The following is a 15289-nucleotide window of genomic DNA, read 5'->3' as shown; positions in this document are numbered from 1 at the left end:
GGCTGGATCGTGCCGGGGCCACCCCCGGTGGGTCAATGGTCTGGACCATCTGACCGCTCGGTCGCCCGGCTCGCCGTCGCTACGTACGCAGCCCGTCGAACGCCAGCCGCACCACCGCGTCCGCCACCTGCTGCCGGTCGAGCGCGCCCTTGGCCTCCGGCCGGTACCACTCCACGATCGAGTTGATCATCCCGAAAAGCAGCCTGGTCGCCAGCCTGACATCCACGTCGCCGCGCAGATCGCCGTCCGCGACCGCCGCCTTCAACAGATCCGCCACCCGCTGGTCGAACTCCCTGCGCCGCTCCATCGCCCAGCGCTCGGTGTCGGTGTTCCCGCGCACCCGCAGCAGAAGGGTGACGTAGGGAAGTTCCGCCATAAGCACCTCTGTCGTACGCCGGGTGACGTACTCCAGGCGCCGCACCGCGCGGCCGTCGACCGCTCCGGGCTCCTCCAGGATGCCGAAAAGCCCCTCAAGGGCGCGGCCCACCGCCCTGTTCAGCAGTTCTTCCTTGCCGCGCACATGGTGGTAGATCGACGACTTCGAGATGCCCGCGGCGCGCGAGAGATGCTCCATGGACGTGCCGTCGTAACCGCGCTCGTTGAAGACCTCGACGGCGACGGCGAGCAGCGAATCCGGCGTATAGGTATCGCGCTTGGGCATGGTCATGAGGAGATCATTCTTCCTCCGCCCTCGCGCGCCACAGCACTTCGACCGAAGGCGCGTAACGGCCGTTGGGGTAGTACGAGTGCAGCGACTCCAGCGTTTCGCGCACCCAGGACAGGGAGAGCCGCTCGCCCCATTGCAGCGGGCCCAGCGGGTAGTTCACACCGAGGCGCATGGCGGTGTCGACATCGGCGGCGGACGCCACTTCCTTTGCGACCGCGTCGGCCGCGAGGTCCACCAGCATCGCGACCGTCCGCGCCACGATCAGTCCGGGGACCAGCCGGATGACGCTGACCTGCTTGCCGAGAGCCTGGAAGAGCCCGACGGCCTCCGCGAGCGCCGCGTCCGGCACCTCCGGGGTCCGCGCGAGCGCCATCCTGGTGGCCGTCGTGTAGTCGGCCGCCAGGTCGAACTGGATACCCGGCTCCAGGGTGCCGTCCGCCGGGTAGAGATACGTTCCGTCACTCAGCTCGAAGCCCTGGACGCCGTCGTCCTCGGTGACCTCGATCCCGGCCGCGCGCACCAGGCCGACGAGGGCCTGCGCGGGACCCAGATCGCCGTGCACCACGCGCTGCGGCGCGTCCGCGGGCTCCGCGGTGTGCGGTCCGGGCGCGGCGCCATGCTCCGGCGCCGGTTCGTACACGAACCAGCCGCGGCCTGTCTTGCGGCCGAGGCGGCCGGACTCCACCAGGCGGCGCTGGGCGAGCGACGGCGTGAATTTGGGGTCGTGGAAGAACGACTCCCACACCGATCTGGTGACCGCCTCGTTCACGTCCTGGCCGATCAGGTCGGTGAGCGCGAAGGGGCCCATGGCGAAGCCGCCGCATTCGCGCAGCACCGCGTCGATGGTGGCGGGGTCCGCGGCCCGCTCCTCGTGGACGCGCAGGGCCTCGGCGTAGAAGGGGCGGGCGATCCGGTTGACGATGAAGCCGGGGGTGTCGGCGCAGCGCACCGGGGTCTTTCCCCAGGCGGCGGCCGTGTCGTAGGCGGTGTCGACGGCTGCGGGGTCCGAGGCGGTGCCCGCGACGACCTCGACCAGCGGGAGCAGCGGGGCCGGATTGAAGAAGTGCAGGCCGACGAGGCGGCCGGGCAGCCGCAGGGCGCCCGCGACGGCGGTCACCGACAGGGAGGAGGTGTTGGTCGCCAGCAGGCAGCCGTCGCCGACGGTTTCCTCCAGTTCGGCGAAGAGCCGCCGCTTGACGGCCAGATCCTCCACGACGGCCTCGACGACGAGCGCGGCCGGTGCCAGGTCCGCGATGCCGTCGGCGGGGACGAGCCGGTCCAGCGCGGCCCGGTGTTCGGCCGTGTCGAGGCGGCCCTTCTCGGCCAGCCGGGCCAGCCGCGCCCCGACGCCCGCCGCGGCCTTCGCGGCCAGTCCCGGCGCGGCGTCGTACAGCAGCACGCGGTGCCCCGCGAGCAGCGCGACCTGCGCGATTCCCTGGCCCATGGTGCCTGCGCCGACGACGGCGACGACACCGTCGCGGTCAAGTGCGGTCACGGTGGCACAGCTCCTTCCCGAGGTACTGCCGAGATCCTGCCGGGTCTTTCCGAGTTATCCACAGGCTGGGACGTCCCTCTTGTCCCGACCGAACATTCGGTTAATCTAGCGTTGTCTCTGCTACTCAGCCCAGCTCGACGAGGAGTTGGTCCGCCATGTCCGCCACTGTCTCCGCCGTGACCTTGATCGAACGCCATCGTGACACGCTTGACAAGGCGCTCGATGCCGTCAGGACCCGGGCGTACTGGTCGCCCTACCCCGAGCACCCCAAGGCGTACGCCGACGCCGACGAGGGCAAGGCCGCCTTCGACGCGCTGCTCGGCCACCGCTTCGAGCTGGACCAGCCCGGCACGGACGGCTGGACGGGCACCGAGCGCTCCCCGTACGGGCCGGACCTCGGCGTGGAGTACCCGCACCCCGATCCGGACGTGCTGCTGCCCGCGATGCGCGCCGCGATGCCCGCCTGGCGGGACGCGGGACCCGAGGCGCGCGCCATGGTGTGCCTGGAGATCCTGGCGCGGATCAACGCGCGGACGCACGAGTTCGCGCACGCCGTGATGCACACCTCCGGGCAGGCGTTCACGATGTCCTTCCAGGCCGGCGGCCCGCACGCGCAGGACCGCGGCCTCGAAGCGGTGGCGTACGCGTACGTGGAGCAGGTCCGCACCCCGGAGACCGCGGAGTGGATCAAGCCGCAGGGCAAGCGCGACCCGCTCAATCTGCGGAAGTCCTTCACCGCGGTGCCGCGCGGCATCGGCCTGGTGATCGGCTGCAACACCTTCCCGACGTGGAACGGCTATCCGGGGCTCTTCGCCTCCCTGGCCACCGGCAACGCGGTGCTGGTCAAGCCGCACCCGCGCGCGGTGCTGCCGCTGGCCCTGACCGTACGGGTGGCGCGCGAGGTGCTGGCCGAGGCGGGCTTCTCGCCCGACCTGGTCTGCCTGGCCGTCGAGCGGCCCGGCGAGGGCCTGGCCAAGACCCTGGCGCTGCGCCCCGAGGTCCGGGTCATCGACTACACCGGCTCCACCGCCTTCGGCGACTGGCTGGAGGCCAACGCCCGCCAGGCGCAGGTCTTCACCGAGAAGGCCGGCGTCAACACCGTGGTGATCGACTCCACCGACGACTACCGCGGCATGCTCTCCAACCTCGCCTTCTCGCTGTCCCTCTACAGCGGCCAGATGTGCACCACCCCGCAGAATCTGCTGATCCCGCGCGACGGCATCGACACCGACGCGGGACGGCGGAGCTACGACGAGGTGGTCGCCGACATCGCGGGCGCGGTCGACGGGCTGCTCGGCGACGACGCGCGGGCCAACGCGCTGCTCGGCGCCCTGGTGAATCCGGACGTCAAGGCACGGCTCGAAGCGGCCCCCGGGCTGGGCGAAGTCGCCCTCGCCTCCCGCTCGGTGACCCACCCGGACTTCCCCGACGCGGTCGTCCGCACCCCGGTGCTGGTCAAGCTCGACGGCGCCAAGCCGGACGCCGAGGCGGCGTATCTGTCGGAGTGCTTCGGCCCGGTCGCCTTCGCCGTGGCCGTGGACTCGACCGCCGACGCGCTGGAGCTGCTGCGCCGTACCGTCCGCGACAAGGGCGCGATGACGGTCGGCGGCTACACCACCTCCGCCGAGGTGGAGCGCGGCCTGGAGGAGGTCTGCTGGGAGGAGTGCGCGCAGCTCTCGCTCAATCTGACCGGCGGTGTGTACGTCAACCAGACGGCCGCCTTCTCCGACTTCCACGGCTCCGGCGGCAATCCGGCGGCCAACGCGGCGCTGTGCGACGGCGCGTTCGTCGCGAGCCGCTTCCGGATGGTGGAGGTGCGGCGGCCCGCCTGATCGCGGGGTTCAGGGGCGGCCGGGTACCCGCGGCGAGCGGGACGTGGCCGCCCAGTGGAAGAGCGCCATGCCGACGCTGGTGGCCAGGTTGTAGCTGGAGACCTGCGGACGCATCGGCAGCGCGACCAACTCGGCGGCGCGTCCGCGCAGTTCGTCGGAGACGCCGTGCCGCTCCGAGCCGAAGACGATGAGCGCGTCGTCGGGGAGTTCGACGGAGCGGATGTCCTTGCCCTCCGGGTCGAGGACGTACAGCGGTCCCGGCGGCAGCGCGTCGGCGGCCGTACGTTCCACCGCGGTCGCGTAGTGCAGTCCGGCGCCCGCGCGCAGGGCGTTGGGGTGCCAGGGGTCGAGATCTCCGGTGCTGACCACGCCGGTGACGCCGAATCCGGCCGCCAGCCGGATCACCGCCCCGACGTTGCCGAGATTGCGCGGGCTGTCCAGGACGACGACCGGTGCCTGCCGGGACCGTTCGGCCAGCAGCGCCAGATTGGCCGCCCGGTCGCGACGGTCGGCGAGCGCGGCCACCGCGGTGGGGTGCACCCGCGTCACCAGCCCGCGCAGCGCCGCGGCGGGGATCTCGGTGACGCGCGCCGCCAGCTCCTCGGCCAGGTCGGGGGCCAGCTCCGCCGCGAGGCGCAGCGCGGCCGCCTTGTCGCTGCTGACCGCGGTGCGCACGCGGGCGCCGAAGCGCAGCGCGTGCTTGAGGGCGTGGAAGCCGTCGAGCAGCACCGCGTCCGGCGCGGCGGCCTGCCAGGCGAGGACGGCGGCCGTGGCGCTTGCGGTGGCCGCGTCGGCCCCGGTGGCCTGAGCGGCTTCGGTCGCCGGGTCGGCTCCGGTCGCCGGGTCGGGTTCGGCTGCGGCGCCGGGTCGGTGGGCGGCCTCGTCCTCGGTCATGGCCTCAGCGTACGGTGCGGCCCGCCTGCCCGATCACGTCATGTCACGGCGCTGGGCGGCGGTGGTCCCACGGCCGGTTCCCCCGGCTCGGCGGACGCGTCGTCGGGGGCGGTGCGCTGCCCGTGGACCACCGGCCGCGGGCGCGCGGCACCCGGCCGCAGCCGCCGTACGAGCCGGTCCCCGGCCCAGACCAGGAAGGCCGTCGGCAGGAACACCGCGTCGGCGGCGATCATCGCGAGGGAGAAGAAGGGCAGGCCGAGCACGACGGCGATCGAGGCGTGCTCCAGCATCATCGCGACCAGCAGCACGTTCTTCACCCGACGGTTGAACAGGGTGAAGGGGAAGGCGACCTGGACGATGACCGTGCCGTAGGTGATGAGCATGACCATCAACTCATTGCCCGCCAGGGCGTGCGACAGGGCGGGCCAGGGGGTGAAGTCGTCCAGATGGAGCGGGTAGTAGAGCGCGGTGCCGTCCTGCCAGCGGCTGCCCTGGATCTTGTACCAGCCCGCGGTGGAGTAGATCAGGCAGACCTCGGCGACGATCACGAGCATCGCGCCGTTGTGGATGACGTTGGCGATGATGTCGAGCACGGTGCGCGGCTCGCCGGGCGCGACCCGCCGCACCGCCCACCACAGCGCCTGGACCAGCCAGAACAGCCAGAACAGCACCGCCCATCCGGTGCTGAGCTTGCCGAACAGCGTCGCCGCCACGAGCGCGAAGCCGAACACCGCCCACAGGGCGACGCCGACCGGATCGGCGCCCGGCTCCGCGTCGGACGCGGAAGCGGCCGACGGTCCGGCACCCGCCTCGGCCGCCTCCCCGCGGGCCGCGCGGCGCCGGTCGAGCGACCAGACCTGGCCGCAGCGGGTGAAGACGAGGTAGATCGCCATCAGGTGGATGACGTTGTCGCCGCCGTCGCCCTCGAAGACGCTGCGATTCTGGAGCGACAGCACGCCGATCATGAAGAACACCGAGGCGGTACGGGTCCGCCAGCCCAGGAGCAGCATCGCGCTGGCGACGATCGCGAAGGCGTAGACGCACTCGAACCAGGCGCGGCCGTCGTTCCACAGCAGCACGGTGAAGGCGTGGTTCCCGGCGACCAGCCGTTTGGCGAGGTCCCAGCTCCAGGGCGCGTCGGGGCCGTACAGCTCGGCGCGGTGCGGGAATTCGCGCAGCAGGAACAGCAGCCAGGTCAGCGAGAAGCCGATCCGGATGATCGCGCTCTGGTACGGGCCGATGGCCCGGCCGGTGATGGCGTTGATCCCCCGCGCGACGGCGCGGTCGAGTCCTTTGCCGAGTCCGGCGAACGGCGAGGGGACGAAGGAGTCGCGCGCGCTCACGATGCGTTCTCCTGACCGGCGGGCGCGGTGGTGACCGGCCACCAGGGCAGTTCCCGGTAGTAGGGCTGGGTGCCGGTCTGCTGCCCGTTGCCCGACGGCGGCGGGACCGCGGTGGTGGCGGAACGTGCCTGCACGCGGACGACGTCGCCGCCGTTGAGCCGCGGGCCGAAACGCTCCTGCAAAATCCGCTGGAGATACGTACGGCTCATGTCGCTGCGGTCGCCGCCGGTGGGCTGCTCCTTGTCGTCGTGGGTGTCGGTGTAGAAGCTCCAGGCGCGACGCAGCTCGTTCTGCTGGGTGTGGCTGGGGGCGGGGTTGTGCCGCATCGCGGCGACGTCCATCGCGGTGAGGTCGACCCAGCCGGTGGTGGAGAGGCCGCCGTCGGGCTTGCGGACCTCGGCGCGGGCCTGCACATGGATGTTCTGTTGCAGCGGGTCGGGCGCGAACAGCTTCCAGTTCTGCTCGAACTCCGGATAGACGTAGTCGTCGACCGCCGCGCCGTGCTCCCTGCTGAGCGTGTTCGAGGGCGCGACGTGCAGGAACACCATGCCGAGGTGGTACAGCGCGCCCACGACGACCGCGCCGATCGCCAGGGCGACGGCTATGCGCGCGGGCGTGGACAGCGCCGCGGTCCGGGGCGGCGGCCCCTCGAATGACTCCATCGTCTCTCCGCTCTCACCCGTGCCGGGCACGCACGCCTGCCGGGCAGCACGCTACCCACCGCAGGTCCCGGCGGGGACCATACCGAGTTATCCACAGGCGTGGGAGGTGGCCTTGACACCCTTCGGCCCGCCACCGACCATGGAATGAACCGAACGATCGGTCGGTCGGTTGAGGAGTCGGCCGGCCGGTCGTCCGATGGAGCCGGTGACGGTGACGGGACGGGTGGTCGAGCCCGCGCCGAAGCCCGAGTGGCACGCCTGATGGCACCGATGACGGTGATGACGAAGGAGGGGGCCGCATGACGACGACGGCAGAGCCGGCGGCGACCGCAGGGGAGGCGGTGGCGGCAGGGCAGGACGCCTTCCTGGCCGCGTTCGACGCCGCGGTGGCCGAGGACGCCAGGATCGAGCCGCGGGACTGGATGCCGGACGCCTACCGCGCCACCCTCGTCCGCCAGATGGCCCAGCACGCGCACTCCGAAATCATCGGGATGCAGCCGGAGGCCAACTGGATCAGCCGCGCGCCCTCGCTGCGCCGCAAGGCGATCCTGATGGCCAAGGTGCAGGACGAGGCGGGGCACGGGCTCTATCTGTACAGCGCCGCGGAAACCCTCGGAGTCAGCCGCGAGGAGCTGCTCGACAAGCTGCACGCGGGCCGCCAGCGCTACTCCTCGATCTTCAACTACCCCACCCTGAGCTGGGCTGACGTCGGCGCCATCGGCTGGCTGGTGGACGGCGCCGCGATCACCAACCAGGTGCCGCTGTGCCGCTGCTCCTACGGTCCCTACGCCCGCGCGATGGTGCGGATCTGCAAGGAGGAGTCCTTCCACCAGCGGCAGGGCTACGAGCTGCTGCTGACGCTCAGCCGCGGCACCCCGGCGCAGCACGCGATGGCGCAGGACGCGGTGGACCGCTGGTGGTGGCCCTCGCTGATGATGTTCGGCCCGCCCGACGACGAGTCCGCGCACTCCGCCCAGTCCATGGCGTGGAAGATCAAGCGGCACTCCAATGACGAGCTGCGGCAGCGCTTCGTGGACATCTGCGTCCCGCAGGCCGAGGTGCTGGGGCTCACCCTCCCCGACCCCGACCTGCGGTGGAACGAGTCGCGGGGCGGCTACGACTACGGGGCGATCGACTGGACGGAGTTCCAGGAGGTGCTGCGCGGCAACGGGCCGTGCAATGAGGAGCGGATCGACCGGCGCCGCGCCGCACACGACAACGGCGCCTGGGTCCGGGAGGCGGCCACCGCATACGCGGCCAAGCACGGGGAGGCACGGGCATGACCGAGCAGACGGGCGGCGACTGGCCGCTGTGGGAGGTCTTCGTCCGCAGCCGCCGCGGTCTGAGCCACAGCCACGCGGGCAGCCTGCACGCGCCCGACGCGGAGATGGCGCTGCGCAACGCGCGGGATCTCTACACCCGGCGGGCCGAGGGCGTCTCGATCTGGGTGGTGCCGTCGTCCGCGGTCACCGCCTCCTCCCCCGACGAGAAGGACCCGTTCTTCGAGTCGGCCTCCGACAAGCCGTACCGGCACCCGACGTTCTACGAGATCCCGGAAGGGGTGAAGCACCTGTGAACACGGCACCGAACCCCGCACCGGGCCCGGCCTCGGCCACGGCTGCGGCTACGGCTACGGCCTCTTCTACGACCACGGCATCGGCCACCGCGGCGCGCCCCGCACGGGCCTCCGCCCCCGCCGCGCTCGCGCTGGGCGACGACGCGCTCGTGCTCGCCCAGCGGCTGGGGGAGTGGGCGGGGAACGCGCCGGTCCTTGAGGAGGACGTCGCCCTCACCAATATCGCGCTCGACCTGCTGGGGCAGGCCCGCACCCTGCTCTCGCTGGTCGGCGACGAGGACGAGCTGGCGTTCGGCCGCGAGGAGCACGAATTCCGCAATGTGCAGCTCGTGGAGCGGCCCAACGGGGACTTCGCCGAGACGATCGTGCGGCAGCTCTTCTTCTCCGTCCACCAGGAGCTGCTGTTCACCGCCCTGGCGGCCGGGGACGGCGAGCTGGCGCCGCTGGCCGCGAAAGCGGTGAAGGAGGTCGCCTACCACCGCGACCACGCCGAGCACTGGACGCTGCGGCTGGGCGACGGCACCGAGGAGAGTCACCGGCGCACGCAGCGCGCGGTGGACGGCCTGTGGCGCTACACCGGGGAACTGTTCGAACCGCTCGACGGGCTCGGCACCGACCTTCCGGCGCTGCGCGAGCCGTGGCTGGAGCGCGTCACCGACGTCCTGCACCGGGCCACGCTGGAGATACCCCAGGGCGTCGACCGGACGCCGTGGTCGGCGGGGGCCGGACGGCAGGGTGTGCACACCGAGGCGTTCGGCCGGATGCTCGCCGAGATGCAGCACCTGCACCGCGCTCACCCGGGTGCGTCATGGTGACCGGAAGCGCGCCCGCCGCCGAGGCGACGAGCGCGCTGGAGAAGGAGCTGCTGCGGCTGGCCGGAGCCGTGCCGGATCCCGAGCTGCCGGTGATCTCGCTGGCCGAGCTGGGGGTGCTGCGCGACCTGCGGGTGACCGGGCCCGGCCGGGTCGAGGTCGAGCTGACGCCGACGTGGACGGGCTGCCCGGCACTGGACACGATGGCCACCGACATCACCGAGGTGCTGACCGAGCACGGCATGTCGGACGTCGAGGTGCGCACCGTGCTCTCCCCCGCCTGGTCGACCGACGCGATCAGCGCGGAGGGCCGCCGCAAGCTCGCCGAGCACGGTGTGGCGCCGCCGCGCCCGCTGGCCGGTGCGCGACCGGCGGGCGGCGGGCCCGTCGCCGTGGAGCTGACCGTGCGCTGCCCGCACTGCGGCTCCACCGACACCCGGCTGCTCAGCCCGTTCTCGTCCACCGCCTGCAAGGCGCTGCGCCGCTGCGAGTCCTGCCGCGAGCCCTTCGACCACTTCAAGGAGCTGTGAATGTTCCATCCGCTCCGGGTGACGGAGGTCAGCCCGCTCACGGACGACTCGGTGACCATCGCCTTCGAGGTCCCCGAGGAGCTGCGCGCGGAGTACCGGTACGCGCCGGGGCAGCACATAGCGATCCGCCGGTTCGCCGACGGGGTGGAGATCCGCCGCACGTATTCGCTGTGCGACCCGGTGCTGCCCGAGGAGGGTTTCGGGAACGACGGCGTGGAGACCGGGCCGCGGACCCTGCGGGTGGGGGTGCGGCTGGTCGAGCAGGGGGAGTTCTCCACCTACGCGCTCAAGGAGCTGGCCGCGGGCGATGTGCTGGAGGTGATGACGCCCGCGGGGCGGTTCGTGCTGGAGCCGAGGCCGGGGCGGTTCGCCGCGGTGGTCGGCGGCAGCGGCATCACACCGGTGCTGTCGCAGATCGGCACCGCGCTGGCGCGTGAGCCGGGGGCGAGTTTCTGCCTGGTGCGCAGCGACCGTACGGCGGCGTCCACGATGTTCCTGGAGGAGGTCGCGGACCTCAAGGACCGCTGGCCCGACCGCTTCCACCTGGTGTCCGCGCTGTCCCGCGAGGAGCAGCAGGCGGGGCTGCCGTCGGGGCGGCTGGACGCGGAGCGGCTGACGGCGCTGCTCCCGGCGCTGATGCCGGTGGCGGCGGTGGACGGCTGGTATCTGTGCGGCCCGCTGGGACTGGTCGGCGCGGCCGAGCGGGCGCTGCGCACACTGGGTGTCCCCCGGTCCCGCGTCCACCAGGAGATCTTCCATGTGGACGAGGTACCGGCGGCCGTCACCGCGGCCGAGCCGATACCCGGCGGCGGCACCGTACGGGCGACGCTCGACGGCCGTGGCGGTCAATGGCCGTCCCTGGCAGGGGAGTCGGTGCTGGAGACGGTGCTGCGCAACCGGTCGGACGCCCCGTACGCCTGCAAGGGCGGGGTCTGCGGGACCTGCCGGACGCGGCTGGTCAGCGGCGAGGTGCGGATGGACCGGAACTACGCGCTGGAGCCCGAGGAGACGGAGGCCGGATATGTGCTGGCCTGTCAGTCGCACCCGGTGACTTCCGTCGTCGAGGTGGACTTCGACGCCTGACCGCCCTAATCTGACGCATCGTCAGAATTGGTGGCGGGAGGAGCGGATCGTGGACTTCGGCTTCACCGAAGAGCAATTGGCGGCGGTCGAGGCGGCGAAGTCCGTCTTCTCCGGGGTGGCGGTGGACGGGGTGCCCAGCCCCGCGCTGACCCCCGGCGCGGTCGCCGAGGACTTCGACCGCGCGCTGTGGCGCAAGCTCGCCGACGGCGACCTGCTGAGCCTGACGCTGGACGAGGCGTACGGCGGGGCGGGGCTCGACCCCATCGCGCTCTGCCTCGTACTGCGCGAGGCGGGGCGGGTGCTGGCGCGGGTCCCGCTGCTGGAGAGCTGCGCCGGGGCGCTCGCCGTCCAGCGCTACGGCTCCGCGCCCCTGCGCGAACGGCTGCTGGCGGCGGCCGGTCGCGGCGAGACCGTCCTCACCGTCGCCGCCAACGGCCGCAGCGGGCACGACGGGGCCGAACTCGCCGTCCGGGCACAGCGGGTGGACGTCGGCGGCACCGACGGCGGCGGCTTCGTGCTCGACGGGGTGCAGACCGGGGTGCCGTGGGCGCGGAGCTGCGACCTGGTGCTGGTGCCCGCGCACACGGCGGACGGCGCGGCGGTGGTGGCCGTCGTTCCCCTGGACGCGGACGGGGTGGCGCCGGCGGAGCAGGTCTCCACCAGCGGCGAGCGGTTCGCCGAGGTCACGCTGGACGGTGTGGGGGTGCCCGCGACGGATGTGCTGGACGCGGACGGCGCCTGGGAGTGGCTGCGGCAGGCGCTGACCGTCGGCACCTGCGCGCTGGCGCTCGGGCTGGGGGAGGCGGTGCTGGGGATGACCAGCGCGTACGCCTCGAAGCGGCAGCAGTTCGGGTATCCGATCGCCACGTTCCAGGCGGTCGCGGTGCAGTCCGCCGACCGTTACATCGACCTGCGGGCGATGGAGGCCACCTTGTGGCAGGCGGCCTGGCGGCTCAGCACCTCGGCGCCCGGACCCCTGCCGGTCACGGGTGATGTGGCGGTGGCGAAGATCTGGGCGGCCGAGGGCGTCCGCAGGGTCGTACAGACCGCGCAGCACCTGCACGGCGGATTCGGCGCGGACACCGACTATCCGCTGCACCGGTACCACGCGTGGGCCAAGCAGTGGGAGCTGGCGCTGGGCCCGGCCGCGGCCCACGAGGAGGCGTTGGGCGACCTGATCGCCGCCCATCCGCTGACCACGTGACCCCTGCGGGGCTGCTTACAGGACGAAGCCGTCGCTGCCGCTGCCGTCCACCACCGGGCGGCCCGCGGCCTCCCAGTCGAGCATGCCGCCGCTGACGTTCACCGCGTCCACGCCCTGGGCGATCAGGTACTGCGCGACCTGGGCGGAGCGACCGCCGACGCGGCACACCACGTGCACCCGGCCGCCCTCCGGCACCTCACCGATCCGCGAGACGACCTCGCCCATCGGGATGTGCACGGCGCCCTCGGCGTGACCGGCCGCCCATTCCTCGTCCTCCCGCACGTCCAGCAGGATCGCGTCGGCCGGTACGGCGGCGGCATCCACCGCGGGCAGCTCAGAGCGGAACATCGGACGCGGCCTCCTGGGCACGAAATCGCGGCCCGCGAAACCGCGGCCCGCTCACCTTGGCTCACCAGATCCCTGGCTGACCCGAAAAAACCTACCTCAGCCCCCAACCACCCCCCGCCCCGCCCGATTCCCCGGGGTCCCCCGGCGCCCGCACCGGGCCCGGGCCCGCAGGGGGCGTTCGGGCAGAAGCTCGGGTCGTGCGAGCGGGCCGGAGAGGGCGCTATTCGGGGTCGCGGACCAGTTCCGCCAGGCGGGCCTCGCGTTGGGCGACCTGGGTCAGGAGCTGTTCGGCGATCTCGTTGAGGAGGGCGTCGGGGTCGTCCGGGGAGAGCTTCATCATCTGGCCGATGGCGCTCTCGTCCAGCTCGACGGCGATGGCGGCCAGCTTCTCCTTGCGTTCGGCCAGCCACTCCAGCCGGGCGTAGAGGACCTCGGCCTCGCTCGGCAGCTCCTCGTCCGCGACGGGACCCGCGTCCCACTCCGCGGACAGGGCGCGCAGCGTGTCCTCGTCGGCGTAGGCGTACGCCTCGTTGACGCGGGCGATGAAGGCGCTGCGGCGCTCCTTCTCCTTCTCGTCCTGGGCGAGGTCGGGGTGCGCCTTACGGGCCAGCTCGCGGTAGAGGCGCTGCGCCTCCTTGCCGGGGCGGACGCGGCGCGGCGGGTTCGGGTCGTCGACCGGCCGTACCCCGTCCGTGCCGAGCAGCCCGCCGAACAGCTCCTCGACGCCCGGCATCGGCATCACCAGCGCCCTGGCCTCCCAGGCGCGCTCGATGTCCTCCCGCTCACCGCTGTGGGCGGCGACGGCCTCCGCGACCAGCGCGTCCAGCTCGTCCAGCCGCGCGTACATCGGGCCGAGCCGCTGGTGGTGCAGCCGGGAGAAGTTCTCCACCTCGACCCGGAAGGTCTCGACCGCGATCTCGAATTCGATCAACGCCTGCTCAGCCGCGCGTACCGCCTTCGCCAGCCGATCCTGCGAGCCGGGCTCGGAGGGTCCGGCGAAGGTGGCGGAAGAGGCGGAGGACTCGGTTCCTGAGCTGTTCGTCACTCGGACAGCCTAGGCCCTGCACGGTCGATCTTCGCGGGGCCGCGGGGCGCGGCAGCGCCCGCCCGCCCGGATCACGCCACGGTGCCCCGCCCACCTGCGCCGACCCGCGCGCCCGCCCCCGTACGGGCTCGCATCGCCCGGCCCTGACACCGCCCAGGCAACCCGGACGCCCCCGGCACCCCGGTCGCCCCGGACACCCCGGACGCCCCGGCCGGGGAACCCCCTACACCCCCAGCTCCGCCGGCAGCCGCCCCGACCGGACCGCCGCCAGCAGCTCCGCGTGGTCCGCCTCCGTACGGTCCGCGTAGCCGACGGCGAAGTCCGCGACGGCCTCGTCCAGCGCCTCGCCCTTGCCGCAGTAGCCCGCGATCAGCCGGGGGTCGGCGCTGTGGGCGTGCGCCCTGGCCAGCAGGGCGCCGGTCATCCGCCCGTAGTCGTCGAGCAGGCCCGGCTCCAGCCCGGCGGGATCGACGCTGCCCTTGCGGTTCCTGAACTGCCGCACCTGGTACGGCACCGCGTCCACGTCCGTCCACCCCAGCAGGAAGTCGCTCACCACCTGCATACGTTTCTGGCCCAGCACCACCCTGCGGCCCTCGTGCCCCACCGGACCGGCCGGAAATCCGGCCTTGGCCACGTACGGCAGCAGCGCCGACGCCCTGGCCTCCTTGATCTGGAGCACCAGCGGCTCTCCCAGGTGGTCGAGGAGCAGCACCACGTACGAGCGGGTGCCGACGCTTCCGGTGCCGACGACGCGGAAGGCCACGTCGTGGACGGAGTAACGGGCGAGCAGCGGCAGCCGGTCCTCGCCGACCGTCCGCAGATAGCCGTCCAGGGCGCCCGCGACCGCCGTCGCCTCGCGGTCCGCGACCCGGCGCAGCACGGGCGGCGCGTCGGTGAAGCGCCGCCCGCCGCCGTCCACGGCCGCCGTGGCCTTCGCCGCGAATCTGGCGCTGGTGTTGGCCATGGCCTTCGCCGAGACCCGCTCGATCGTGCCGAGCAGGTCGCGGGCGTCGGCGTGGGTGACCAGTTCCTCGTCGGCGATGGCGTTCCACGCGTCGAGCACGGGCAGCGTCGCCAGCAGCCGCATCGTCCGCCGGTACGCGCCCACCGCGCCGTACGCCGCCGCCCGGCACACGTCCTCGGCCGCGCCCGCCTCCCGCCCGGCCAGCACCAGCGAGGCCGCGAGCCGTTTGACGTCCCACTCCCAGGGGCCGACGACGGTCTCGTCGAAGTCGTTGATGTCCATGACAAGACGGCCGCGGGCGTCGCCGTAGAGGCCGAAGTTCGCGGCGTGCGCGTCACCGCAGATCTGCGCGCCGACACCGGTCACCGGGCTGTCGGCGAGGTCGGCGGCCATCAGCCCGGCGGACCCGCGCAGGAAGGCGAAGGGGCTCGCGGCCATACGGCCGACGCGCAGCGGTATCAGCTCGGGTATCCGGCCCGCGTTGGAGTCGTGGACGGCCCGGAGCGCGGCCGAGGTCCAGGGCGCGGCCGAAGTCCAGGGGGCGGCCGAGGTCCGGGGCGCGGCCGAGGTCCGGGGCGCGGTCGCCGCGAGCGCGCCGGCCACCGCGGGGACGACGTCCGCCGTGTCGCGCCACATGCCGGAGGGCGGCCGGCCGTGCGCGGCGCGCGGCACCTTCTCCCGCAGCGCCTTCCCCGCCCGCTTCGGCGACGCCCCATGCGGCCATCGCGCGAATCCCGCCACATGCGGCACTCTCGAATCCACCGGTCACCCTCCCCACCGCCCACGTCAACGGACGGACGCCAAATCCCCACCGCCGGGGGTAATCCGGCCAAT

At 72.9% G+C, this 15289-nt stretch carries 15 protein-coding genes; 7 read left to right on the top strand and 8 right to left on the bottom strand.

Annotated features, from left to right (window positions below):
* Positions 1 to 79: 79 nt before the first annotated feature.
* Entirely contained in the window at positions 80 to 667 is a 588-nt protein-coding gene (locus tag ACIOC1_RS03000; protein ID WP_355336720.1) for a TetR/AcrR family transcriptional regulator, read from the bottom strand.
* A 7-nt stretch (positions 668 to 674) separates the two neighbouring features.
* On the bottom strand, positions 675 to 2162 hold the full coding sequence (locus ACIOC1_RS02995; protein WP_401851399.1) for a 3-hydroxyacyl-CoA dehydrogenase: 1488 nt from the start codon (positions 2160 to 2162) through the stop codon (positions 675 to 677).
* Positions 2163 to 2317: 155 nt separating this feature from the next.
* Between ACIOC1_RS02995 and paaN the strand changes: the two genes are divergently transcribed.
* Positions 2318 to 3994, top strand: a complete 1677-nt coding sequence (paaN, locus tag ACIOC1_RS02990; protein ID WP_391041931.1) for a phenylacetic acid degradation protein PaaN — start codon at positions 2318 to 2320, stop codon at positions 3992 to 3994.
* Positions 3995 to 4003: 9 nt separating this feature from the next.
* Here paaN and ACIOC1_RS02985 read toward each other — a convergent pair whose 3' ends face one another.
* Genes ACIOC1_RS02985 through ACIOC1_RS02975 form a run of 3 tightly spaced genes read right to left on the bottom strand, consistent with a single transcriptional unit; the run spans position 4004 to position 6893 of the window.
* Entirely contained in the window at positions 4004 to 4888 is an 885-nt protein-coding gene (locus ACIOC1_RS02985; protein WP_391041933.1) for a TrmH family RNA methyltransferase, read from the bottom strand.
* Positions 4889 to 4926: 38 nt separating this feature from the next.
* Positions 4927 to 6231 carry an HTTM domain-containing protein gene (locus ACIOC1_RS02980; protein WP_391041935.1) on the bottom strand — a complete coding sequence of 435 codons (1305 nt, stop codon included), beginning with the start codon at positions 6229 to 6231 and terminating at the stop codon, positions 4927 to 4929.
* Positions 6228 to 6893, bottom strand: coding sequence for a DUF5819 family protein (locus ACIOC1_RS02975; protein ID WP_391041936.1), 666 nt, complete (start codon positions 6891 to 6893; stop codon positions 6228 to 6230). The genes ACIOC1_RS02980 and ACIOC1_RS02975 overlap by 4 nt, the downstream gene beginning before the upstream one ends.
* A gap of 299 nt (positions 6894 to 7192) precedes the next feature.
* Here ACIOC1_RS02975 and paaA point away from each other — a divergent pair, with 299 nt between their 5' ends.
* Genes paaA through ACIOC1_RS02945 form a run of 6 tightly spaced genes read left to right on the top strand, consistent with a single transcriptional unit; the run spans position 7193 to position 12098 of the window.
* Positions 7193 to 8176 carry a 1,2-phenylacetyl-CoA epoxidase subunit PaaA gene (paaA, locus tag ACIOC1_RS02970; RefSeq protein WP_391041937.1) on the top strand — a complete coding sequence of 328 codons (984 nt, stop codon included), beginning with the start codon at positions 7193 to 7195 and terminating at the stop codon, positions 8174 to 8176.
* Positions 8173 to 8469: a 1,2-phenylacetyl-CoA epoxidase subunit PaaB gene (paaB, locus tag ACIOC1_RS02965; protein WP_188279883.1), complete on the top strand. Its 297-nt coding sequence runs from the start codon at positions 8173 to 8175 to the stop codon at positions 8467 to 8469. Before paaA ends, paaB begins: the two co-directional genes overlap by 4 nt.
* Positions 8466 to 9284 (top strand): 1,2-phenylacetyl-CoA epoxidase subunit PaaC, encoded by an 819-nt coding sequence (gene paaC / locus ACIOC1_RS02960; protein ID WP_391041939.1) that lies wholly within the window; start codon positions 8466 to 8468, stop codon positions 9282 to 9284. The genes paaB and paaC overlap by 4 nt, the downstream gene beginning before the upstream one ends.
* Complete coding sequence (gene paaD, locus ACIOC1_RS02955) at positions 9278 to 9811, top strand: 1,2-phenylacetyl-CoA epoxidase subunit PaaD (RefSeq protein ID WP_391041941.1); 534 nt, start codon at positions 9278 to 9280, stop codon at positions 9809 to 9811. The genes paaC and paaD overlap by 7 nt, the downstream gene beginning before the upstream one ends.
* Positions 9812 to 10894, top strand: a complete 1083-nt coding sequence (locus ACIOC1_RS02950) for a 2Fe-2S iron-sulfur cluster-binding protein (protein ID WP_401305511.1) — start codon at positions 9812 to 9814, stop codon at positions 10892 to 10894. It begins immediately after the preceding gene.
* A gap of 49 nt (positions 10895 to 10943) precedes the next feature.
* Entirely contained in the window at positions 10944 to 12098 is a 1155-nt protein-coding gene (locus ACIOC1_RS02945; RefSeq protein ID WP_401851391.1) for an acyl-CoA dehydrogenase family protein, read from the top strand.
* 15 nt (positions 12099 to 12113) lie between these two features.
* Here the strand turns inward: ACIOC1_RS02945 and ACIOC1_RS02940 are convergent, their stop codons facing one another.
* The 3 genes from ACIOC1_RS02940 to ACIOC1_RS02930 form a co-directional block, all read right to left on the bottom strand.
* Positions 12114 to 12446 carry a rhodanese-like domain-containing protein gene (locus ACIOC1_RS02940; RefSeq protein WP_401851388.1) on the bottom strand — a complete coding sequence of 111 codons (333 nt, stop codon included), beginning with the start codon at positions 12444 to 12446 and terminating at the stop codon, positions 12114 to 12116.
* A gap of 220 nt (positions 12447 to 12666) precedes the next feature.
* Positions 12667 to 13491, bottom strand: coding sequence for a hypothetical protein (locus tag ACIOC1_RS02935; RefSeq protein WP_355336709.1), 825 nt, complete (start codon positions 13489 to 13491; stop codon positions 12667 to 12669).
* A 223-nt stretch (positions 13492 to 13714) separates the two neighbouring features.
* Positions 13715 to 15217 (bottom strand): DUF2252 domain-containing protein, encoded by a 1503-nt coding sequence (locus ACIOC1_RS02930; protein WP_401851384.1) that lies wholly within the window; start codon positions 15215 to 15217, stop codon positions 13715 to 13717.
* Positions 15218 to 15289: the final 72 nt, after the last annotated feature.

The sequence above is a fragment of the Streptomyces sp. NPDC088197 genome, from assembly GCF_044741185.1.
In the GTDB taxonomy this organism is placed as follows: Bacteria; Actinomycetota; Actinomycetes; order Streptomycetales; family Streptomycetaceae; genus Actinacidiphila.
This window is presented reverse-complemented; position numbering and strand designations above follow the sequence as displayed.

Excerpts from the sequence above, each read along its gene's own strand:
- ACIOC1_RS02940 (WP_401851388.1), bottom strand. The coding sequence starts at position 12,446 with ATGTTCCGCTCTGAGCTGCCCGCGGTGGATGCCGCCGCCGTACCGGCC.
- paaN (WP_391041931.1), top strand. The coding sequence starts at position 2,318 with ATGTCCGCCACTGTCTCCGCCGTGACCTTGATCGAACGCCATCGTGAC.
- paaA (WP_391041937.1), top strand. The coding sequence starts at position 7,193 with ATGACGACGACGGCAGAGCCGGCGGCGACCGCAGGGGAGGCGGTGGCG.
- ACIOC1_RS02985 (WP_391041933.1), bottom strand. The coding sequence starts at position 4,888 with ATGACCGAGGACGAGGCCGCCCACCGACCCGGCGCCGCAGCCGAACCC.
- ACIOC1_RS02950 (WP_401305511.1), top strand. The coding sequence starts at position 9,812 with ATGTTCCATCCGCTCCGGGTGACGGAGGTCAGCCCGCTCACGGACGAC.
- paaD (WP_391041941.1), top strand. The coding sequence starts at position 9,278 with ATGGTGACCGGAAGCGCGCCCGCCGCCGAGGCGACGAGCGCGCTGGAG.
- paaB (WP_188279883.1), top strand. The coding sequence starts at position 8,173 with ATGACCGAGCAGACGGGCGGCGACTGGCCGCTGTGGGAGGTCTTCGTC.
- ACIOC1_RS03000 (WP_355336720.1), bottom strand. The coding sequence starts at position 667 with ATGACCATGCCCAAGCGCGATACCTATACGCCGGATTCGCTGCTCGCC.
- ACIOC1_RS02975 (WP_391041936.1), bottom strand. The coding sequence starts at position 6,893 with ATGGAGTCATTCGAGGGGCCGCCGCCCCGGACCGCGGCGCTGTCCACG.